This is a genomic window from Streptomyces sp. NBC_01808, assembly GCF_035917395.1.
In the GTDB taxonomy this organism is placed as follows: domain Bacteria; phylum Actinomycetota; class Actinomycetes; order Streptomycetales; family Streptomycetaceae; genus Streptomyces.
Window position 1 is genome coordinate 7,760,105 of sequence record NZ_CP109072.1, and the last position, 23,342, is coordinate 7,783,446.

Consider the following 23,342-nt stretch of genomic DNA (forward strand, 5'->3'; position numbering starts at 1 on the left):
ATGGGGCTGTCGCGACTGCACCTGGCCGTCCTGAAGCGCGTCGGCGCGATGTCCGCGCAGCTCACGCCGCGGCGGGTCCGGGTGCGCCTCACCCTCCTGTACGGCTCTCTGTTCGTCCTCTCCGGTGCCGTGCTGCTGGCGATCACGTACCTCCTCGTCGCCCGTCCCTCCGGCGGTCTGGTGACGTTCAAGGACGTGCAGTACGGCTCCGCAGAGTCCTCCGCCCAGGCGGACACCCGCACCTACCGGCTGGACGAGGATCTCGGCAGCCAGGAGAGCGGCATCGTCGAGGGGATGCGCCAGCAGGCCTGGCACCAGCGGGAGGCGATGCTCGACCGGCTGCTCATGCAGTCCGGGCTCGCCCTCGCCATCATGTCGGTCATCGCCATCGGCCTCGGCTGGGTGGTCGCCGGCCGCGTCCTGCGCCCTCTGCGCACCATGACGAGCACCATCCGCCACATCTCCGCGCGCAACCTGCACGAGCGCCTGGCCACCGGCGGCCCGCCCGACGAGCTGAAGGACCTCGCCGACACGGTCAACGGGCTGCTCGGCAGGCTGGAGACGGCCCTCGAATCCCAGAAGAGATTCGTCGCCAACGCGGCCCACGAGCTGCGCACACCCCTCACCCTCGAACATGCGCTGCTGGAGGAAACCCTCATCGACCGCGGCGCCACCCTCGAGTCCTTCCGCGCCAACTTCGAGCGGCTGCTGACGATCAGCAAGCAGCAGGCCACGCTCCTGGAGTCGCTCCTCACCCTCTCCAGCAGCGACAGGGGCCTGGAAAGCCAGGAACCGCTCGACCTCGCCGCGCTCACCCACGACGTCCTGCCCGCGTTCCGGCCGGAGATCGGCCGGCGCGAGCTGGCCGTCTGCTCCGCCACCGAACCGGCCCGCATCTCCGGCGACTCGGCCCTCATCCACCGCCTGGTGGCCAACCTCCTCGACAACGCCATCGACTACAACGTTCCCGGCGGCTGCGTCGAGATCGCCACCGGAGTACGGGACGGGGGCGCCTACCTCTCCGTCCGCAACACCGGCGCCGCGGTGCCGCCGGACCAGGTCGAGCGCCTCTTCCACCCCTTCCAGCGGCTCCGCCGCACCGCCGGTGACGGCCACCACGGGCTGGGTCTGTCGATCGTCCGCTCCATCGCCACCGCCCACGGCGCCACGCTCACCGCCGAGGCCAGAGCCGGGGGCGGGCTGGCCGTGACCGTCGCCTTCCCGCTGCGCGACGACGGGCCCGGCGAGAACGTCGGGGTGGCCAAGCGCGCGGAGCCCGGCGCAGCGCCGGCCCATTTCTGAGACAGCCCATTCCGTTTCCCCCCGAATAATCTCCGTCCAACTGCTGGCAATTCACAGTTGGACACCTTCCGGTTGTCCAACCTTGTCGCCTTCTGCCCGCCTGGTTAGTGTGTATTCCGACTTGAGGAAACCCCACCGACGGGAGCGGTCATGGCGAATCCGTTCGACAACGAGAACGGCACTTTCCTGGTACTGGTCAACGACGAGAACCAGCATTCCCTCTGGCCCGCCTTCGCCGAAGTCCCCGCCGGCTGGAAGTCCGTGTTCGGCGAGGAGAGCCGCAAGGCGTGCATGGACTACATCGAGGAGAACTGGACGGACATGCGGCCGAAGAGCCTGATCGACGAGATGGACAGGCAGGAGCAGGCCGCAGCTCGCTAGGAAGCCCGGCCCGACGACGAACACTGGAGGTAATTCGTGGCCATGATTGGCGGCTCCGGGCCGGTCATCATGCGCGCCGGCGGGCCGGATTCGGTCACCAGGCAGAAGGTGAAGAAGGGTACGGCCAAGCGCATCCTTCCCTACACCCGGCCGCACCGACTCAGAATTTCGGTGCTCTTCGCGGTCACCGCACTCAATGCGGGAATCGTGGTGGCCGTTCCCATTCTCTTCAAATACCTCATCGACAACGGCATCATGCCGCGGGACACCTCCGTCGTCGTCTGGATCTCCGTCGCCGTCGCGGTCCTCTCCCTCCTGCAGACCGTCGTCGGCTTCGCCGAGGCATGGCTCTCCGGGAAGGTCAGCGAAGGGCTCATCTACGACCTCCGCACGGAGGTCTTCGACCACGTACAGCGCCAGCCGCTCGGCTTCTTCACCCGCGCCCAGACCGGATCGCTGGTCAGCCGCCTCAACACAGACGTCGTCGGCGCCCAGCAGGCCCTGACCTCCCTGCTGTCCACCGTCGTCTCCGCCGGCCTGACCGCGCTGCTCGTCCTGGGCGCGATGTTCTACCTCTCCTGGGCGATCACGTTGATCAGCCTGGTGATGCTTCCGCTCTTCATCCTCCCCGGCAAAGTCGTCGGCCACCGGCTGCAGCGCGTCATGCGCGAACACATGCAGGTCAACGGCGAGATCGGCGCTTTCATGAGCGAGCGGTTCAACGTCACCGGCGCGCTGCTCGCCAAGCTCTACGGCCGCCCGGAGACCGAGAACGGCATGTTCGCCGACCTTGCGGGCAAGGGCCGCGACCTCGGTGTCCGCGCGTCGGTCTACTCGAAGCTGCTCTTCCTGTCGATGATGCTCGTCGGCTCCCTGTCCACCGCGCTGGTCTACGGGCTCGGTGGCGGCCTCGTCATCGAGGGCATCTTCCAGATCGGCACGCTGGTGGCGCTCGCCACCCTGCTCACCCGGCTGCTCGCGCCGATCAACCAACTCTCCGGCGCCCAGCGGGACATCCTGATGGCCCTGGTCAGCTTCGACCGGCTCTTCGAGATCCTCGATCTCAAGCCGCTCATCCGGGAGAAGGCGGACGCCCGCGCCCTGCCCACGGTCGCCGTGAACGGTGCCGGCCCGAACGGGGCCACTTCGACCGGGGCCGGGGTGGACGGAGCGGCTGCGAGCGGGGCCGGTGCACCACCGAGGGCACCGGAGATCGAGTTCTCGGGAGTCTCCTTCCGGTACCCGTCCGCGGCGGACGTCTCCCTCGCCTCCCTGGAGTCCCTCGCGGGCCCCGCACCCCAGCGCGGCGACAACTCCTGGACCCTGCGCGGCCTGAACTTCACCGCCCCCGCGGGCAAGCTCACCGCCCTCGTCGGCCCCTCCGGCGCCGGCAAGACGACCATCACCCACCTGGTGCCGCGGCTCTACGACCCGGGCGAAGGCGTCGTCCGGATCGGCGGACACGACCTGCGCGACCTGACGCTGGCCTCGCTCCGCGACACCGTCGGCATGGTCACCCAGGACGCCCACCTGTTCCACACCACCATCCGGCAGAACCTCCAGTACGCCCGCCCGGACGCCACCGAGAAGGACGTGATCGAAGCCTGCCGGGCGGCCCAGATCTGGAGCCTGGTCGAGGCGCTGCCCGACGGCCTCGACACCCTCGTCGGGGACCGCGGGTACCGGATGTCCGGCGGTGAGAAGCAGCGCATCGCCATGGCCCGGCTCCTGCTCAAGGCCCCGCCGATCGTGGTCCTCGACGAGGCGACCGCCCATCTGGACTCCGAGTCCGAGGCGGCGCTGCAGCGGGCCCTCAAGACGGCGCTCACGGGCAGGACCTCGCTGGTGATCGCCCACCGGCTCTCCACCATCCGGGACGCGGATCAGATCCTGGTCATCGACCAGGGCCAGGTCCAGGAGCACGGCACCCACGACGAACTGCTCGAACTCGACGGCCTCTACGCCGAGTTGTATCGCACGCAGTTCTCCCGCCAGCCGAAGAACGACGCCCCGGCCCCGGAGATGGCCCCCATGCCGCCGAACGGCCCGATGATGGACGGCCCGCCGCAGGGGATACTCATCGGCCCCGGTCCGGGAATGGGCCCCGGCCCCGGAATGGGCGGGCCCGGTCCCGTCCTGCACGGCCCGGGGCCGCGCTAGCCCCACGAGTCGACAACCGCAGGCACAGGACGCGCAGTCCGCAATCGCCATGAACGTCGTCGCCTGATTGAGCCAGTGGAGACCTCAGGAATGTCTGATTCGCGCAGCCCTGCCCTGCCCGTGGTGCACGTGACACCGTGCCCCGCCGGCAGCACATGGGATCTCCGATTCACGGACGGCCTCGATCTCGCGGTGCACCTGGAAGCGTCCGCGACAAAGGCGGCGGCCGTGGCGGCGGGATTCTGCCACCGGCTGACGGGTGACCGGGAAGTCGTCGTGGTCATCGAGGGGGAGACGTCCGCGGCCTTGCGTATCGAGATCGCTCCGGGGAGCACGCTGGACGAACTCCAGGGGCGGGCTGTGGGATTGCTCGCCGCATTGGGGAAGGCAGGCAGGGCGGACGGCGGAGCGATATCCGGGCGCGGAGCGATATGCGGGGGCGGGGCGCAAGGTGCGGTGCCCGCGTGCGCGGCCCCCGAATCCATATCGGAGACGGGGGCGGCGCTGAGACGGGTGTTTGCGAGATTCGCGGAGCGCGTGAGTGCCGACCCGGACGCCCGGGTGGGCGACGTGGATCTGCTGGGTACGGGGGAGCGGGGGCTGGTGGTGTCGGGGTGGAACGAGACGCGCCTCGCGGTGCCGTCCGGGACGGTCCTGGACCGGTTCGAGGCGCGGGCGCGGTGCACGCCGGGGGCGTGTGCCGTGCGATGCGGCGCGGACACGGTGTCGTACGGGGAGCTGGACGAGCGGGCGAACCGGCTGGCGCGGTATCTGCGAGGGCTGGGCGTGGCCCGGGAGTCGCGGGTGGGGCTGTGTCTGCCGCGGGGCGTGGAGATGGTCGCGGGGATCCTCGCGGTGTGGAAGGCCGGGGGCGCGTACGTGCCGCTGGATCCGGCGCATCCGGCGGAGCGGTTGGCGTTCATGGTCGCCGACAGCGGAGCCACGGTCGTGCTGACGACCGGTGCCACGGCGGGGGTGGTATCGGAGTCGGCGGGGCGCGTGGTGTCGCTGGACGACGCGGCGGAGGACATCGCCGCGGCATCGGCGGAGCCGCCGGGCAGGTCGCCGGCGCCGGGGCAGTTGGCGTACGTGATCTACACCTCCGGATCGACGGGCCGGCCGAAGGGAGTCGCGGTCCCGCACGGTGGTGCGGCGAACCTGGCGGAGGCGATGCGTCCGGTGCTGGGTGTCGCCGAGGGCGTGACGGCGTTGCAGTTCGCGTCGTTCAGCTTCGACGCGGCGGTGCTGGATGTCGCGGTCACGCTGGCGGCGGGCGGCACGCTGGCGATCGCGTCGGACGAGGAGCGGGTGGAGCCGGCGGCGCTGGCGGAGATGATCCGTAGCTCGGGTGTGTCGGTGGCGAGTGTGGTGCCGTCGCTGCTGAGCGTCCTTGATCCGGCAGCGGTCACGGGCGTACGGAACTGGGTGCTGGGCGCCGAGTTGCTGACCGCCGACCTGGCGTCGCGGTGGACGCGGCAGGCGCGGGTGTGGAACACGTATGGGCCGACCGAGGCCACCGTGATCACCACCGCCACCCCGCTCGCCGCCGGCATCGACCCGGACGACGCGCCGCCCCCGATCGGCCGCCCCCTCGGCAACACCCGCGTCTACGTGCTGGATGCCCGGCTGCGACCCGTGCCGCCTGGCGTGACCGGGGAGTTGTATATCGCCGGTGCCGGTCTGGCCCGCGGCTACATCGGCCGGGGCGGGCTGACCGCGGAGCGGTTCGTCGCCTGCCCCTTCGCGGCCGGTGCGCGGATGTACCGCTCGGGGGACCTGGCCCGATGGACGGCGGACGCCGAGCTGGTGTTCGTGGGCCGCGCCGACGAGCAGGTGAAGATCCGGGGTTTCCGCATCGAGCCCGGCGAGGTGCAGTCGGTGCTCGCCGCCCATCCGCGGGTGTCGCAGGCGGCGGTCGTCGTACGGGAGGACCGGCCGGGCGACAAGCGGCTCGTGGGCTACGTCGTGGCGGCCCAGGGAGGCGTAGACGCGGATGGCCTCCGGGAGTTCGCCGCCGGGCGGCTGCCCGAGCACATGGTGCCCGTCGCCCTCGTGGTTCTGGACGCGCTGCCGCTGACCCCCAACGGCAAGGTCGACCGCGCCGCTCTGCCGCCGCCCGAGCACGGCGGTTCCGCACGCGTGTGCGCCGCCGCGACGCCGCTGGAGCAGCGGATGTGCGAGCTGTTCGCGAACGTGCTGCACGTCGAGCACGTCGGCTCCGACGACAACTTCTTTGCTCTCGGCGGCGATTCGATCCGCTCGATGCTGCTGGTGTCCGCCGCGCGCGAGGCCGGTTTCACGCTGACCACCCGGCAGGTGTTCGACGGCAGGACACCGGCGGGGCTGGCGGCCTTTGCCGCGTCGGGCCACGGCGCGGCCCAGGCAGAAACGGTCGCTGACGCGCCGCTGCTGCACCTCGACGCCGAGCAGCGGGCGGAGTTGGCGGCGGCGGTGCCCGGGCTGGCGGACGTGCTGCCGCTCTCGCCGCTGCAGGAGGGCCTGCTCTTCCACGCGCTGTACGACGACCAGGCGCCGGATGCATACGTCGGCCAACTGATCCTGGATGTCGACGGGCCGCTGGACCCGCGCCTGGTGCGGCCGGCGTGGCAGGCGTTGCTGGACCGTCATGCCGGTCTGCGCGCCGGTTTCCGGCAGCCGGCAGGCATGAGGCGGCCGGTGCAGGTGGTTGTCGAGGACGTCGAGCTGCCGTGGCGCGAGGAGGACCTGTCCGCGCTGGGCGTCACGGAGGCGCGGGCGGAGTCGGAGCGGATCGCGGACGCCGAGCGGGCGCGGCGGTTCGATCCGGCGCAGCCGCCGCTGCTGCGCGTGGCGTTGCTGCGGGTCGGCACCGAGCGGTACCGGATGGTGCTCACCCTCCACCACATCGCCCTGGACGGCTGGTCGCTGCTGAGTGTCCTCCGCGAGCTGTGGACCCTCTACGCGGCGGGCGCCGACCTTTCCACCCTGCCGCCCGCGACACCGCACCGCGACCACCTGGCGTGGCTGGCCCGGCAGGACAAGGAGGCCGCCGCTGAGGCGTGGCGGCAGGCGCTCGCCGACGTGGACGAGCCGACCCTGGTGGCACCGGCACGGCAGGACGGTGAACCGGCACCGACCGGCAAGGTGGTCGTAGAACCGGGCGCCGGGCTGACGGCGGCGCTGCCAGACCTGGCCCGCCGCCGCGGCCTGACCCTGAACACGCTGCTGGAGGCCGCGTGGGCAATGGTCGTCGGGCAGCTCGCGGGCCGTAGCGACGTCGTCTTCGGCGGCGTGGTCGCCGGCCGGCCGGCGGAGCTGCCGGGCGTGGCCGACATGGTCGGGCTGTTCCTCAACACGGTGCCCGTGCGGGTCCGGCTGGACCCGGCGCAGACGATCGCCGAACTGCTCGACGCGGTCCGGGCACAGCAGACCGCGCTCCTCGACCACCAGCACCTCGGTCTCGCGGACGTCCAGCGGCTCGCCGGGCCCGGCGCCACGTTCGACACCCTGATGACGCTCCGGGCATACGGCGCCGGTGCGAGCGCGCCGTCGGAGCCCCTGCGAGTCACGGAGTCCAGGCTGCGCGAGTCGACGACGTACGCACTGGCCCTGGGCGTGGAGCCCGACGACGGAATGAAGCTCTGGCTCGACTACCGGCTGGACGCCTTCGACGAGCGGTCCGCACAGGCCGTGGCCGACCGGGTCGTCCGCGTGCTGGCACAGATGGCCGCCGACCCGGGCACGCGGGTCGGCGACATCGACGCGCTGGCCGAGACCGAGCGGGCGTCGGTGGTGTCGGGGTGGAACGGCACGGGGCTTGCGGTGCCGGAGGGTTCGGTGCTGGACCGGTTCGAGGCGCGGGCGCGGCGGGCGCCCGCTGCGGTGGCGGTGCGGTGTGGGGCGGAGGAGCTGTCGTTCGGGGAGTTGGACGCGTGGGCGAATCGGCTGGCTCGGTATCTCCAGCGGCTTGGTGTGGGTCGGGAGTCGCGGGTGGGGCTGTGTCTGCCGCGTGGCGTGGAGATGGTTGCGGGGATCCTCGCGGTGTGGAAGGCCGGGGGTGCGTATGTGCCGCTCGACCCTGCCTATCCGGCGGACCGGTTGGGCTTCATGATCGCCGACAGCGGAGCCGCGGTGGTCGTCGGCGCGGCCGGGTCGATGGCCGGGGTGCCCGAGGGGGCGGCCCGGGTCGTGCTGCTGGACGAGGCCGCGGCGGCGATCGAGGCGGAGCCCGGTGCGGCGGTGGAGCGGCGCGTCGGGCTCGATGAGCTGGCGTATGTGATCTACACCTCCGGATCCACGGGCCGACCGAAGGGCGTCGCAGTTCCGCATGAGGGCCCGGCGAATCTTGCGGAGGCGATGCGTCCGGTGCTGGGGGTGGCGGAGGGTGTGACGGCGTTGCAGTTCGCGTCGTTCAGCTTCGACGCCGCGGTGCTGGATGTCGCTGTGACGCTGGCGGCGGGTGGCACGTTGGCGATCGCTTCGAGCGAGGAGCGGGAAGAGCCGGCGGGGCTGGCGGAGATGATCCGTACCGCCGATGTGTCGGTGGCGAGTGTGGTGCCGTCGCTGCTGAGTGTTCTCGATCCGGCGGCGGTGCCGGGCGTACGGAACTGGGTGCTGGGTGCGGAGTTGCTGACCGCTGACCTGGCGTCGCGGTGGACTGGGCAGGCGAGGGTGTGGAACACGTACGGCCCGACCGAGGCCAGCGTGATCACCACAGCCACGCCGCTGGACGCGGGCATCGAGCCGCACGACGCGCCCCCGCCCATCGGCCGCCCGATCGGCAACGCCCACACCTACGTGCTGGACGACTTCCTCCGGCCCGTACCCCCGGGGGTCGTGGGCGAGTTGTATATCGCAGGACCGGGCCTGGCCCGCGGCTACATCGGCCGCGGCGGCCTGACCGCCGAACGCTTCGTCGCCTGCCCCTTCGAGGCCGGTGCGCGCATGTACCGCTCCGGCGATCTGGCCCGGTGGTCCGACGACGGGCTGCTGCACTTCGCCGGGCGCGCTGACGAGCAGGTCAAGATCCGCGGCTTCCGTATCGAGCCCGGCGAGATCGAAGCCGTCCTCGCCGCCCACCCCGAGGTTGCTCACACCGCCGTCGTCGTACGCGAGGACCAGCCCGGCGACAAGCGGCTCGTCGGATACGTCGTACCGACCGGCAACCGCGTGGAGCCGGGCGCCGTACGGGAGTTCACCGCGGCCCGGCTGCCCGAGCACATGGTCCCCGCCGCGATCGTCGCCCTCGACGCCCTGCCCCTCACGCCCAACGGCAAGCTCGACCGCAAGGCCCTGCCCGCTCCCGAGGCGAACGGGACCACAGGACGCATTCCCGCGACGCCGCGCGAGGTGCTGCTCTGCGAGCTGTACGCCGACGTCCTCGGCGTGGAGCGCGTCGGCGCCGACGACTCCTTCTTTGCTCTCGGCGGTGACTCGATCCGTTCGATGCTGCTGGTGTCGGCTGCTCAGCGGGCGGGGCTGGCGTTCACGTCGCGCCAGGTGTTCCAGCTCCGTACCCCCGCCCGGCTCGCCGCCGTCGCCGCCACCGTCACCGGCGCCGCCGGTGCTCCCGACGCGCCACCGCTCGTCGACCTGGCGCCGGAAGTACTGGGCGAACTGTCGGCCGCCGTCCCGGGGCTGGTGGAGGTGCTGCCGGTATCGCCGCTGCAGGAAGGGCTGTTGTTCCACGCGGTGTACGACGAGCAGGCCACCGACGTCTACATCGGACAGCTCGTGCTCGGCGTGGAAGGCCCGCTCGACGCCGCCGTTCTGCGGGCGTCGTGGCAGGCGCTGCTCGCCCGCCACGCCAGCCTGCGCGCCGGGTTCCGGAATCTGCCCGGCGTGGCCCGGCCCGTGCAGGTGGTGGTTGAGGACGCCGAACTGCCGTGGCGCGAGCAAGACCTGACCGGGCTGGGCGCCGCCGAGGCGCGGGCGGAGTCGGAGCGGATCGCCGCCGCCGAGCGCGTTCGGCGGTTCGACCTGGCGCGCCCGCCGCTGCTGCGGGTGGCGCTGCTGCGGACGGGCACCGAGCGGTACCGGATGGTGCTCACCCTCCATCACCTGGCGCTCGACGGCTGGTCGGTGCCGATTCTGCGGCGCGAGCTGTGGGCCTGCTACGCGGCCGGGGGCAGCGCCGCCGGGCTGCCGCCCGTGACGCCGTACCGCGACTACCTCGCCTGGCTGGCCCGCCAGGACAGGGACGCCGCCACCGAGGCGTGGAGGCAGGCGCTCGCCGACGTGGACGAGCCGACGCTCGTCGCGCCCGGCAGCGACGGCACCGACACCCCCTCCCGGGATCTCGTGCGCACCGCGGGGGCCGCCCTGGACGAGGCGCTGGCCGGGCTGGTTCGCGCGCACGGGGTGACGCTCAACACCGTGATCGAGACGGCCTGGGCGATGGTCGTGGGCCAGCTCGCGGGCCGTAGTGACGTGGTGCTGGGCGCCGCGGTCGCCGGCCGCCCGGCGGAGCTGCCGGGCATGGAGCACATGCTGGGGCTGTTCATCAACACGGTCCCGGTGCGTGTACGGCTGGACCCGGCGCAGCGCGTCGCTGACCTCCTGGTGGACGTACAGGCGCAGCGGGCGGCGCTGATGGACCACCAGCACCTCGGTCTCGCGGACATCCAGCGGCTCGCCGGGCCGGGCGCGACGTTCGACACCGTGATGGCGTTCGAGAACTTCCCCTCCGGGACCGGCGACTCCGAAGACCTGAGCCCCGCTCACGGCCCGGCTCCGGCGGGGTTGCGCTTCACCGAGGCCGCGGTGTGGGGTGAGACGAACTACCCCGTCACGCTGGTCGCCGACCCCGCCGGCGGGCTGCGGCTGAAGCTGAGCCACCGGCTCGACTCCTTCGACGCCACCGCCGCCGGTGCCGTCCTCGACCGGCTCGTGCACGTCCTGGAGCGGATGGCGGCCGACCCTGGGGCACCCGTCGGCCGGCTCGATGTCCTCGGCGGCCCGGAGCGGGCGCGCGTGCTGCGGGACTTCAACGACACCGACCGCGCCCTCGCAAAAGGTGCGCTGCCGGAGCTGTTCGGCGAGCGGGCGGCATGGTGCGCGGATGCCGTCGCGCTGGTCGACGGCGAGCGGGAGTGGACGTACACGGAGCTGAACGAGGCCACGGACCGGGTGGCGGGCGGGCTCACCGCGCGCGGGGTACGGCGCGGGGATCTCGTGGGCGTGGTGATGGAGCGGTCCGCTGAGCTGGTGATCGTGCTCCTCGGCATCGTCAAGGCAGGTGCCGGCTATGTCCCGGTGGCCGCGGACTGGCCGGCGGCGCGCACCGCGCTTGCGCTCGGCAGGACCGTACTGACCGTGGCGGACGGGCAGTCGGGCACCCTGGCGGCGCCGGTCGTCCCGGTCGGCGAGTTGCTGGCCTCGGCCGCCGCTGACCCGGTGTCCCTCGGTACGGACGACGTGGCGTACGTGATGTACACCTCCGGGTCGACCGGGCTGCCGAAGGGCGTCGAGGTCACACACGGCGACGTGGCCGACCTCGCGCGCGACGGCCGGTTCGCCCGCGGCCACGAGCGGGTCCTCTTCCACTCCCCGCAGACGTTCGACGCCGCCACCTACGAGCTGTGGGCGCCGCTGCTGACCGGCGGCCGGGTCGTCGTCGCCCCGCCCGGCGCGGTGACGCCCGCGCGGTTGCGGGAGCTGATCCGGCGGCACGGGATCTCCGCGATGTGGCTGACGGCCGCGCTCTTCCACCTGTTCGCGCAGGACGACCCGGAGTGCCTGGGCGGGCTGCGCGAGGTGTGGACCGGCGGCGACGCGGTGCAGGCGGAGGCGGTGCGCCGGGTGCGGGCGGCGTGCCCGGAGCTGGTGGTGGTGGACGGGTACGGGCCGACGGAGACCACCACGTTCGCGACCTCGTACCGCATCGAGCCCGGCGCGCCCGTTCCGCCGTCCGTGCCGATCGGCGGGCCCCTCGACAACATGCGGCTGTACATGCTGGACGGCTTCCTGCGGCCGGTGCCCGCCGGGGTGATCGGGGAGCTGTACATCGCCGGCGCGGGCCTGGCCCGGGGTTACGCGGACCGGCCGGAACTGACGGCGGAGCGGTTCGTGGCCTGCCCGTTCGCGCCGGGGGAGCGGATGTACCGCTCCGGTGACCTGGTGCGCTGGACCGGCGGCGGTGTGCTGGAGTTCGCCGGGCGGGCGGACGCGCAGGTGAAGGTGCGCGGCTTCCGCGTGGAGCTGGGCGAGATCGAGGCGGTGCTCGCCGGTCACGAGGCGGTCGGGCAGGCTGTGGTCGTCGCCCGTGAGGACCGGCCGGGCGACAAGCGGCTGGTGGGGTACGTCGTCGCGGACGGCGGGCGGTACGTCACCGAGGACTTGCTGCGCGCGTACGCCTCGGAGCTGCTGCCGGAGTACATGGTGCCGGCGGCGGTGCTGGTGCTCGACGCGATGCCGGTGACGGCGAACGGGAAGGTGGACCGCAAGGCGCTGCCCGCCCCGGACTTCGCCGGCCGGGCGGCCGGCCGGGCCCCGCGGGGCGCCGCCGAGACGGCGCTTTGCGCGCTCTTCGCCGACGTACTCGGGCTGGCCCGCGTCGGCGCGGACGACAGCTTCCTGGAGCTGGGCGGCGACTCCATCACGTCCATGCAACTGGCGTCCCGTGCCCGCAAGGCGGGGCTCGTGCTGACGCCACGTCAGATCTTCGAGGAGCGCACCCCCGAGCGGCTGGCCGTGGCCCTGGAGACCGCCGGAGCCGGCGCGGGGGCGCCCGCGGGCAGTGGGAACGGGGATGGCGACGGCGGCTCGGGCGTGGGCGAGGTGGCGTGGACGCCGGTGATGCGGTGGATCGGCGCGGGTGTCGCGGGCGCCGGGTTCACGCAGTGGACGGTGGTGGGCGCCCCCGCCGGGCTGGCGCACGGGGTGCTGGCGGGAGGCGTGGCCGCTCTGCTGGACGCGCACGACATGCTGCGCGCCCGCACCGCCCCGGCCGACCCGTACCCCCGCCTCCTCGTCCCCGAGTCCGGCTCCCTCGACGCCGCCGCGCTGATCACCCGCGTCGACGCCGCCGACGTGCCGGACGGCAAGCTGGACGAGACGACCGGCAGGGCGGCGGCCGAGGCGGCGGCCGGGCTGGACCCCGCGACCGGCGCAGGGATGCTGCGGGTGGTGTGGCTGGACGCGGGCCTGTACCGCACCGGCCGCCTCGCGCTCGTCGTCCACCACCTCGCGGTCGACGGCGTGTCCTGGCGCGTCCTGCTGCCCGACCTGCAGAACGCCTGCGAGGCGCTGGCCGCGGGCCGGCCGCCCCGCCTCCACCCGGTGCCGACGCCGTTCCGCTGCTGGGCGCGTGAACTCGTCGCCCAGGCCGCGGGCGAGGCGCGCCAGGCGGAGCTGGAGCAGTGGACGAAGCTGCTCGTCGAGCCCGAACCGCTGCTCGGCAGGCGGGCGCTCGACCCGGCCGCCGACACCGCGCGCACCCAGCGCCGCGCGTCGTGGACCGTGCCCGCGGAGCAGGCCGCCACCCTCCTGGCCCGCACGCCCACGGCGTACCACTGCGGCGTGCACGAGGTGCTGCTCGCCACCTTCGCCGCCGCCGTCGCGCGCTGGCGCACCGGCGGGCACACGGGGCTGCTGGTGGACATGGAGGGCCACGGCCGGGAGGAGCTCGGCGACCTCGACCCGTCGCAGACCGTGGGCTGGTTCACCGCGGTCCACCCGTTGCGGCTCGACCTCCGCGGCATCGACCTGGACGAGGTCCGCGGCGGCGGCCCGGCCGCGGGCGAGCTGCTGAAGTCCGTCAAGGAGCAGGCGCAGGCCGTGCCCGGCGACGGCCTCGGCCACGGCCTGCTGCGGCACCTCAACCCGGAGACGGCCGAGGTGCTGGCCGCGCTGCCCGCACCGCAGGTCGGCTTCAACTACCTGGGCCGCTTCACCGCCGGCCCCCGCGCGTCCCGCGTCGAGGCATGGCAGCCGGCCGGGGAGACCGCCGTCGGCGGCTCGGCCGCACCCGGCATGGCGATCACCCACGCGCTGGAGGCCAACCCGGTCGTCCGCGACACCGCCGCGGGCCCCGAGGTCACCCTCGCGCTCGCCTGGGCCGGCGGGGTCCTGACCGACGCGGACGCCGACCGCCTCGGCCGTATCTGGCTGGACATGCTTGCAGGGCTCGCCGTCCACACCGACGACCCGGCGGCCGGCGGGCACACCCCCTCCGACTTCCCCCTCCTCGACCTCGGCCAGGACGAGATCGACCAGTTCGAAGCGATCGCGGCGAAGCTCCAAGGAGGACTGACCCGGTGAACCCCTCAGCCGTCGCCAAAGGCTCCGCCCTGGCAGAGATGTGGCCCCTGTCGCCGCTGCAGGAAGGTCTGCTGTTCCACGCCGGCTTCGACACCGACAGCCCCGGCGTCTACACCGTGCAGTTCATGCTGGATGTGGACGGGCCGCTGGACCACGGGCGCTTCCGCGCCGCCTGGGCCGGGCTGCTCGCGCGGCACCCGGCACTGCGCGCCAGCTTCCACCGGCGCCCCTCGGGCGAGGCCGTCCAGCTCATTACCCGTGAGGTCGCGCTGCCGTGGCGGGACGCGGACCTGTCCGCGCTGCCCGGGGCCGACGCGCTCGCCGAGACCCAGGCACTGGCCGACGCGGAACGTGCCCGGCCCATCGACCTCGCCGCGGCCCCGCTGCTGCGCCTGCTCCTCGTCCGGCTCGGCGAGGAGCGGCACCGGCTGGTGGTGACGACCCACCACATCCTCATCGACGGCTGGTCGATGCCCATCCTGCTGCGGGAGCTTGCGGCGGTGTACGAGGCGGGCGGCGACCTGTCGATGCTCAAGCCCGCCCCCTCGTACGGGCAGTACCTGGTGTGGCTGCGCCGCCAGGACAAGGGCCGGGCGCGGGCCGCCTGGCGCGCCGAGCTGGCCGGGGCCGACGAGCCGACGCTCGTCGTACCCCCGGAGGCGCTCGAAGGACCGGTGGTGCCCGGGCGGGTGCGCTTCACGCTCGGCGCGGAGCTGTCGGCGGGAGTGGCGGAGCTGGCGCGGGCGCACGGCCTGACGGTCAATACGGTGGTGCAGGGCGCCTGGGCGCTGGTGCTGGCCCGGCTGACCGGCCGCGACGACGTCGTCTTCGGCGCCACCGCCGCCGGCCGCCCGCCCGAACTGCCCGGCGTCGAGGCGATGGTCGGCCTGTTCATCAACACGCTGCCCGTCCGCGTCCGGCTCGACCCCGCCCGCCCCGCGGTGGAACTCCTCGCCGACCTCCAGCGGCGCCAGGTCGACCTGATGGCGCACCAGCACATCGGGCTGCCCGACGTGCAGAAGCTCGCCGGCCCCGGCGCCACGTTCGACACCCTCGTCGTCTACGAGAACTACCCCCTCATCTCCGCCGAGTCCGACGACCCCGAGGCGCTGTCGATCCGCTTCGCCGGCGAGCCCCAGGACGCCGGCCACTACCCGCTGACGCTCATCGCCTGGCCCGGCGAGCAACTGAGGGCCGAGCTCTTCTACCGGCGCGACGTGATCGAGCCCGGCCGGGCCGAGACCGTCACCGCGTCCTTCGTGCGGGTGCTGGAGCAGTTCGTCGCCGATCCGGCCGCGCCCGTCGGGCGCCTCGACGCCGTCGACGCGCGGCGGCGCGCGCTGGTCACGACCCGCTGGAACGACACCGCGGCGCCCGTGCCCGAGCCGCTGGCGCCGGAGGCGTTCGGTGCGCAGGTGGGGCGGTCGCCGGAGGCGGTGGCGTTGGTGGCGGGCGGGGAGTCGTTGTCGTACGGGGAGTTGGGGGACCGTGCGGGGCGGCTGGCCCGGTATCTGGTCGCGGCGGGGGTGGGGCCCGAGGTCCGGGTGGCGGTGGTGGCGGAGCGGTCGGCGGCGCTGGTCGAGGCGCTGCTGGCGGTGTCGCTTGCCGGGGGCGTGTTCGTGCCCGTGGATCCCGACTATCCGGCCGAGCGGCTGGGGTTCGTGCTGGGAGACGCCGATCCCGCGGTGGTTCTGTGCACGTCGGCGACGCGGGGCGTACTCCCGGAGGGCGTGCGGCCGGTGGTGCTGGATGATCCGGCCGTGGCCGCCGAGGTGGCCGCGTGCCCGGGCGGGGTGCTGGGGGCGGACGAGCGGCGGGGCCCGCTGACAGCCGATCATGCCGCGTACGTCATCTACACCTCCGGCTCCACCGGCACCCCCAAGGGCGTCGTCGCCTCCCACCACGGCCTGCGCAACCTCGTCGCCGACCGCCTCGCGCAGTACGGCTTCGGCGCCGGCAGCCGTGTCCTGCAACTGGTGTCGCCGAGCTTCGACGTCTCGATGAGCGACATCTGGCCGGTGCTCTGCGCCGGCGGCCGGCTCGTGCTCGGACCCGTCCGGCTCGACCTCTCCGGCGACGAGCTGACCCGCCTGATGCGCGACGAGCGCGTCACGTACGTCGCCACCACCCCGACCCTGCTCGCCGAAGTACCGCCCGCCGACCTGCCGGAGCTGCGCAGCGTCGTCCTCGGCGGCGAACCCGGGTCGCCCGAGCTGCGCCGCCGCTGGCTGGCCGGCCGCGAGCTGTTCAACGAGTACGGCGTCACCGAAGCGACCGTTGCCTCCACGCTCGGCAGGATCCGTGACGCCCGCGGCACCCCGCCCATCGGCGCCCCAGTCACCAACTCCCGGGTGTACGCGCTGGACGCGTTCCTCCAGCCTGTGCCGCCCGGCGTGGCGGGCGAGCTGTATCTCGCCGGGGCGGGAGTCGCCCGCGGCTATCTGGGGCGGCAGGGGCTGACCGCGGAGCGGTTCGTGGCCTGCCCGTTTACGCCCGGCGAGCGGATGTACCGCACCGGCGACCTCGTGCGCTGGACCGACGACGGCGAACTGGTCTTCGCCGGCCGCGCCGACGAACAGGTCAAGGTCCGCGGCCACCGCATCGAGCTGGGCGAGATCGAGGCCGTGCTGCGGGAAGCCGCCGGGGTCGCCGAGGCAGTGGTCGTCGCGCGCGCCGACGGCCCCGGCGAGAAACGGCTCGTCGGCTACGTCGTCCCGGAAGGGCAGGACGTCGACCCGCGGCGGGTGCGCGAAGAGGCGGCCGCGGCGCTGCCGGACTACATGGTGCCGGCCGCGGTGCTCGCACTGCCCGGGCTGCCGCGTACCACCAGCGGAAAGATCGACAGGACCGCCCTGCCCGCACCGGACTTCGCCGAGCACGCCACCGGCCGCCCGCCCGAGGGCGAGACGGAGACGGCACTGTGCGCGCTCTTCGCCGAGGTGCTGGGGCTGGAACGCGTCGGCGCGGACGACGACTTCTTCGCCCTTGGCGGCGACTCCATCACCTCCATGCAGCTCGCCTCCCGCGCCCGCCGCGCCGGCCTCGTGCTCACGCCCCGGCAGGTCTTCGACGAGCGGACCCCCGAGCGCCTGGCCGTGCCCGCAGCCCGGGCGGCGGCGCCCGCGGCGGCCGGCGGCGCGGACAGCGGCGTCGGCGAGGTGCCGTGGACGCCGGTGATGCGCCGGCTCGGCCCACGGACCGCGGGCCGGGAGTTCGCGCAGTGGACGATCGTCGGCGCCCCCGCGGGCCTCGGCCCGGAGGCGCTCGCCAGCGGCATCGGCGCGCTGCTGGACACCCACGACGTGCTACGGGCCAGAGCCGACCTGTCCGACGAGGCGGCCCCCCGGCTCCTCGTCGCGCAGCGCGGCTCGGTGGACCCGGCCGCCCGCGTGACCCGTATCGACGCCGCGGACGTCGACGACCTGGACGGGCTCGCCGAGGAGGCCGCGCGCGCGGCCGTCGCCCGGCTGGACCCGGCGAACGGCGTCATGGTCCACGCCGTGTGGCTCGACGCGGGGCCCGCCCGGGTGGGGCGCATCGCACTCCTCGTCCACCATCTCGTGGTCGACGGGGTGTCATGGCGGATCCTGCTGCCCGACCTGCGGGCCGCCTGCGAGGCGGTGGGCGAGGGGCGGAAGCCGGAGCTGGAGCCGGTGGCGACGTCGTTCCGCCGCTGGTCGCGGGAGCTCGCCGCGCAGGCCGCAAGCAAGGAGCGGCGGGCAGAGCTGGAGCAGTGGACCGCACGACTCGGCGCACGCGCGCCCGCGCTGACCCGCCGGGCACCGGACCCGGCGACCGACACCGTCGTGTCGCTGCAGAACAGGTCGTGGACCGTCCCGTCGGACCAGGCGGTGACGCTGACCGGCCGTACACCGGTCGTCTTCCACTGCGGCGTCCACGAGGTGCTGCTCGCCACCCTCGCCGCCGCGGTGGCCCACTGGCGGCCCGGAGCACGCGGGAGCGTCCTCGTGGACGTCGAGGGCCACGGCCGCGAGCCGGCCTGGGACCTCGACCTGTCCCGCACGGTGGGCTGGTTCACCAGCGTCCACCCGCTGCGCCTCGACCTGCCCGGCATCGACCCGGACGACGTACGCGCCGGCGGACCGGCCGCCGGACGGCTGCTCAAGACAGTCAAGGAGCAGGCCCAGGCCGTACCGGGCGACGGCCTCGGCCACGGGCTGCTGCGCTACCTCAACGCCGAGACGGCCGACGCCATGACGGCGCTGCCGCAGCCGGAGATCGGCTTCAACTACCTCGGCCGGTTCCCCGCCGGGTCCACCGCGGGCCCGGTCGAGGCGTGGCAGCCCGCCGGCGAGACCGCCATCGGCGGCACCGCACCGCTCGACATGCCGATACTGCACGCGCTCGGAGCCAACTCCGTCATCCGCGACACGGCAGCCGGCCCCCAGCTGTCGTTCACCCTCGGCTGGCCACCCGGGCTGCTCGACCGGGCCGACGTCGAACTCCTCGGGCACACCTGGCTGGAGATGCTCGCCGGCCTCGCCGCGCACACCGAGGACCCGGTGGCCGGCGGGCACACCCCTTCCGACTTCCCCCTCCTCGACCTCGGCCAGGACGACGTCGAACAGCTCGAAGAGATCGCCGGCACGATCGAAGGAGGACTGCCCCGGTGAAGACCCACGCCGCCGCCACCCGCCCGGCCCTGGACGTGTGGCCGCTGTCGCCGCTGCAGGAGGGCCTGCTGTTCCACGCCGGCTACGACGACACCGGCCCCGACCTCTACACCGTGCAGTTCGTCCTCCGCCTCGACGGCCCCCTGGACGCCGCGCGCCTGCGCGCCTCCTGGGAGGCGTTACTCGCCCGGCACGGCGCCCTGCGCGCCAGCTTCCACCGGCGCGCCTCCGGAGAAGCCGTCCAGCTCATCGCCCGCGAGGTCCGGCTTCCCTGGCGCGAGGCCGACCTGTCCGCCGCCACCGGCCCGGACGCCGCCGCCCGCCTCGAAAAGCTGGCCGCGGAGGAGCGCGCGCAGCGGCTGAACCCCGCGACGCCGCCGCTGCTGCGGCTGCTCCTCGTCCGGCTCGGCGACCGGCGGCACCGACTGGTGATGACGACCCACCACATCCTGATGGACGGCTGGTCCATGCCCGTGCTGCTCGCCGAGCTGTCCGCGGTGTACGAGGCGGGCGGCGACGCCTCCGCGCTCAAGCGCACCGCTCCGTACGGCGACTACCTGGCCTGGCTGGGCCGGCAGGACAAGGAGGCGGCGCGGGAGGCGTGGCGGGCGGAGCTGTCGGGAGTGGACGAGCCGACGCTCGTCGTGCCCGCGGACCCCGGGCGGGCGGCGGTGCTGCCGGAGCAGACCGAGGCGCGGCTGGGGCGGGAAGCGACGGCTGGACTGGGTGTGTGGGCGCGTGGGCGGGGGCTGACGGTCAACACGGTGGTGCAGGGGGCGTGGGCGTTGGTGCTGGCGCGGTTGGCGCGTCGTTCGGATGTGGTGTTCGGTGCGACGGTGGCGGGGCGTCCGGCGGAGCTGCCGGGTGTCGAGGCGATGGTCGGACTCTTCATCAACACGCTGCCGGTGCGGGTGCGGCTGGACGGCGGGCAGCGGGTGGCGGATCTGCTTGCGGACGTGCAGCGGCGGCAGTCGGCGCTGATGGGGCACCAGCACCTCGGACTCCAGGAGATCCAGAAGCTGGCCGGATCGGGCGCGACCTTCGACACCCTCGTCGTCTACGAGAACTACCCCCGCCCGGCGGAGGAGACCGCGGGCCCCGATGCACTCTCCATCGACGTCCTGGACTCCCGCGAGGCGACCAACTACCCGCTGACGCTTGGCGTCGATGTCGCCGACCAGCTCGAGGTCCGGCTGACCTACCGGCCGGATCTGTTCGGGGCGGACGAGGCGGAGGGGCTGGCGCTTCGGCTGGTGCGGGTGCTGGAGCAGGTGGTGGCGGATCCGGAGGTGCGGGTCGGGGACGTGGAGGTGCTGGACGCTCGCGAGCGGGCGTCGGTGCTGTCGGGGTGGAACGGCACGGGGCTTGCGGTGCCGGAGGGTTCGGTGCTGGACCGGTTCGAGGCTCGGGCGCGGCGGGCACCCGCTGCTGTGGCGGTGCGGTGTGGGGCGGAGGAGCTGTCGTTCGGGGAGTTGGACGCGTGGGCGAATCGGCTGGCTCGGTATCTCCAGCGGCTTGGTGTGGGTCGGGAGTCGCGGGTGGGGCTGTGTCTGCCGCGTGGCGTGGAGATGGTTGCGGGGATCCTCGCGGTGTGGAAGGCCGGGGGTGCGTATGTGCCGCTCGACCCTGCCTATCCGGCGGAGCGGTTGGGCTTCATGGTTGCCGACAGCGGTGCGCAGGTGGTGCTGAGCACCGGAGAGCTGGTACCCGAGGGCGCGGTGCGGCTGGACGAGGCGGCGGTCGATGTCGCGGCGGAGTCGGCTGAGCCGTTGGGCACGATGCTCCAGTCGGGGCAGCTTGCGTATGTGATCTATACGTCGGGATCGACGGGTCGCCCGAAGGGCGTGGCGGTTCCGCATGAGGGCCCGGCGAATCTTGCGGAGGCGATGCGTCCGGTGCTGGGGGTGGCGGAGGGTGTGACGGCGTTGCAGTTCGCGTCGTTCAGCTTCGACGCCGCCGTCCTGGATGTCGCGGTCACGCTGGCGGCGGGCGGCACGTTGGCGATCGCGTCGAGCGAGGAGCGGGAAGAGCCGGCGGCGCTGGCGGAGATGATCCGTAGCGCCGATGTGTCGGTGGCGAGTGTGGTGCCGTCGCTGCTGAGTGTTCTCGATCCGGCGGCGGTGCCGGGGATACGGAACTGGGTGCTCGGCGCCGAACTGCTGACGGCGGACCTGGCGTCCCGCTGGACCCGGCAGGCGCGGGTGTGGAACACGTACGGGCCGACCGAGGCCAGCGTGATCACCACAGCCACGCCGCTGGACGCGGGCATCGAGCCGCACGACGCGCCCCCGCCCATCGGCCGCCCGATCGGCAACGCCCACACCTACGTGCTGGACGACTTCCTCCGGCCCGTACCCCCGGGGGTCGTGGGCGAGTTGTATATCGCCGGGCGCGGCCTGGCTCGTGGCTACATCGGCCGCGGCGGGCTGACCGCCGAACGCTTCGTCGCCTGCCCCTTCGAGGCCGGTGCGCGCATGTACCGCTCCGGCGATCTGGCCCGGTGGTCCGACGACGGGCTGCTGCACTTCGCCGGGCGTGCCGACGAGCAGGTCAAGATCCGCGGCTTCCGTATCGAGCCCGGCGAGATCGAAGCCGTCCTCGCCGCCCATCCCGACGTGTCGCACGCCGCCGTGGTCGTACGCGAAGACCGCCCCGGCGACAAACGACTCGTCGCCTACCTGGTCGGCGACGTCGACACCGACGCCGTACGCGAATTCGCCACCACCCGGCTGCCCGAGCACATGATCCCCGCGGCCTTCGTCGTTCTCGACGCGCTGCCCCTCACCCTCAACGGCAAGACCGACCGCGCCGCCCTGCCGACGCCCGACCTCGCCGACCGCGTCTCCGGCCGTGCTCCCGCGAATCCCACCGAGGCTGCGTTGTGCGCCCTGTTCGCCGAGGTGCTGGGCCTCGAACGGGTCGGCGCGGACGACGACTTCTTTGCTCTCGGCGGCGACTCCATCACCTCCATGCAACTCGCCTCCCGCGCCCGCCGCGAAGGGCTCGTGCTGACCCCGCGGCAGGTCTTCGAGGCCAAGACCCCCGAGCGGCTGGCCGTAATCGCCGAGCCTGGGCCGGCGTCGGCCATCGCGCACACGGGTGTCGGTGACGCGCCCTGGACGCCGGTGATGCGGGCGCACGGCGTACGGGCCGCAGCCCCCGGCTTCGCCCAGTGGACGGTCGTCGGTGCACCTTCCGTGCTGGGGCTCGACGTGCTCACCGCCGGTGTGGCTGCCCTTCTCGACGCGCACGACGTGTTACGGGCCCGCGCGGACCTGTCGGATCGGGCGAACCCTCGCCTCGTCGTCCCGGAACGCGGCACCGTCGACCCGGCCCGTCTCGTCACCCGTATCGGCGCCGCCGACACCACCGACCTCGACGCGCGCGCCGCGCGCGAAGCCCGCACCGCTGCCGCGCAGTTGCGCCCCGAGGACGGGTCGATGGCCCGCATCGTCTGGCTGGATGCCGGGCCGTCCCGGGTCGGCCGGCTGGTCCTCGTCGTCCACCACCTCGTGGTCGACGGCATGTCCTGGCGCATCCTCCTCCCCGACCTCCAGTCCGCATGCGCGGCTCTCGCCGACAACCGGCAGCCCGCCCTCGACCCCGTCCCCACCCCCTTCCGCCACTGGGCACACGAACTCGTCACCCAGGCGGCGAGCAGTCACCGCACCGCCGAACTCCAGCCCTGGACCGACCTCCTCGGCACCCCCGAACCGCCCCTCGGCCACCGCCCCCTCGACCCTGCCACCGACACCGCGGCGACCATGCGTTCGCACAGCTGGACCGTGCCCGCCGAGCAAGCGTCGACGCTTACCACCCGTACGCCCGCCGTCTTCCACACCGGCGTGCACGAGGTGTTGCTGGCGACCCTCGCCGGGGCCGTCGCCCACTGGCGGGCTGGCACCACCGACCACGGCGTGCTGGTCGACATCGAGGGCCACGGCCGTCAGCCGGTCGGGGACATGGACCTGTCGCGTACGGTCGGCTGGTTCGCCGCCGTCCACCCCCTGCGCCTTGATGCCTCTGGCGTCGATCTTTCCGACGCGCGTGCCGGCGGACCGGCGGCCGGTGCGCTGCTGAAGGCGGTCAAGGAGCAGGTGCAGGCCGTGCCCGGTGACGGCCTCGGCCACGGGCTGCTGCGCTACCTCAACCCCAAGACCGCCGACGCCGTGGCCGCCCTGCCGCGCCCGCAGATCGGTTTCAACTACCTCGGCCGCTTCCCTGCCGCCGCGCAAGCCGGTGATCCCGAGCCGTGGCAGGCATCCGGGGAGACCGCGGTCGGCGGCTCCGCCGCGCCGGACCTGCCGGTGGCGCACGCGCTGGAGGCGAATGCGGTGGTCCGCGACACCACCGACGGCCCCGAGCTGACGCTGACCCTGAGCCGGCCGGCCGGTCTCCTCGGCGCTGAGGAGACCGAACGACTGGGCGCCGCCTGGCTGGAGCTGCTGGCCGGGCTCGCCGCGCACACGGAGGATCCGGCGGCCGGCGGGCACACCCCGTCCGACTTCGCGCTGCTCGACCTCGGCCAGGACGAGGTGGACGAGTTCGAAGCCGACCTGGCCGAAGACGACCTTCTGTGACCCCGGCCAAGTAAACCCGCAGAGCCCGGACCAAAAGAAGCCGCAG

At 73.5% G+C, this 23,342-nt stretch carries 6 protein-coding genes; all 6 read left to right on the forward strand.

Annotation, left to right across the window (positions count from 1 at the left end):
* The 6 genes from OG946_RS34040 (at position 1) to OG946_RS34065 (ending at position 23,296) form a co-directional block, all read left to right on the forward strand.
* Positions 1-1,302, forward strand: coding sequence for a sensor histidine kinase (locus OG946_RS34040; RefSeq protein WP_326799787.1), 1,302 nt, complete (start codon positions 1-3; stop codon positions 1,300-1,302).
* A gap of 150 nt (positions 1,303-1,452) precedes the next feature.
* A complete protein-coding gene (locus OG946_RS34045) occupies positions 1,453-1,683 on the forward strand; it encodes an MbtH family protein (RefSeq protein WP_047019284.1) in 231 nt (76 codons plus the stop codon).
* 42 nt (positions 1,684-1,725) lie between these two features.
* Entirely contained in the window at positions 1,726-3,843 is a 2,118-nt protein-coding gene (locus OG946_RS34050; RefSeq protein WP_326800452.1) for an ABC transporter ATP-binding protein, read from the forward strand.
* A gap of 537 nt (positions 3,844-4,380) precedes the next feature.
* The gene (locus OG946_RS34055; protein WP_326799788.1) at positions 4,381-14,082 is read left to right on the forward strand and encodes a non-ribosomal peptide synthetase; all 9,702 of its coding nucleotides are present in this window, start codon (positions 4,381-4,383) and stop codon (positions 14,080-14,082) included.
* Positions 14,079-18,716, forward strand: coding sequence for a non-ribosomal peptide synthetase (locus OG946_RS34060; RefSeq protein WP_326799789.1), 4,638 nt, complete (start codon positions 14,079-14,081; stop codon positions 18,714-18,716). Before OG946_RS34055 ends, OG946_RS34060 begins: the two co-directional genes overlap by 4 nt.
* Positions 18,713-23,296, forward strand: coding sequence for a non-ribosomal peptide synthetase (locus OG946_RS34065; RefSeq protein ID WP_326799790.1), 4,584 nt, complete (start codon positions 18,713-18,715; stop codon positions 23,294-23,296). The genes OG946_RS34060 and OG946_RS34065 overlap by 4 nt, the downstream gene beginning before the upstream one ends.
* Positions 23,297-23,342: the final 46 nt, after the last annotated feature.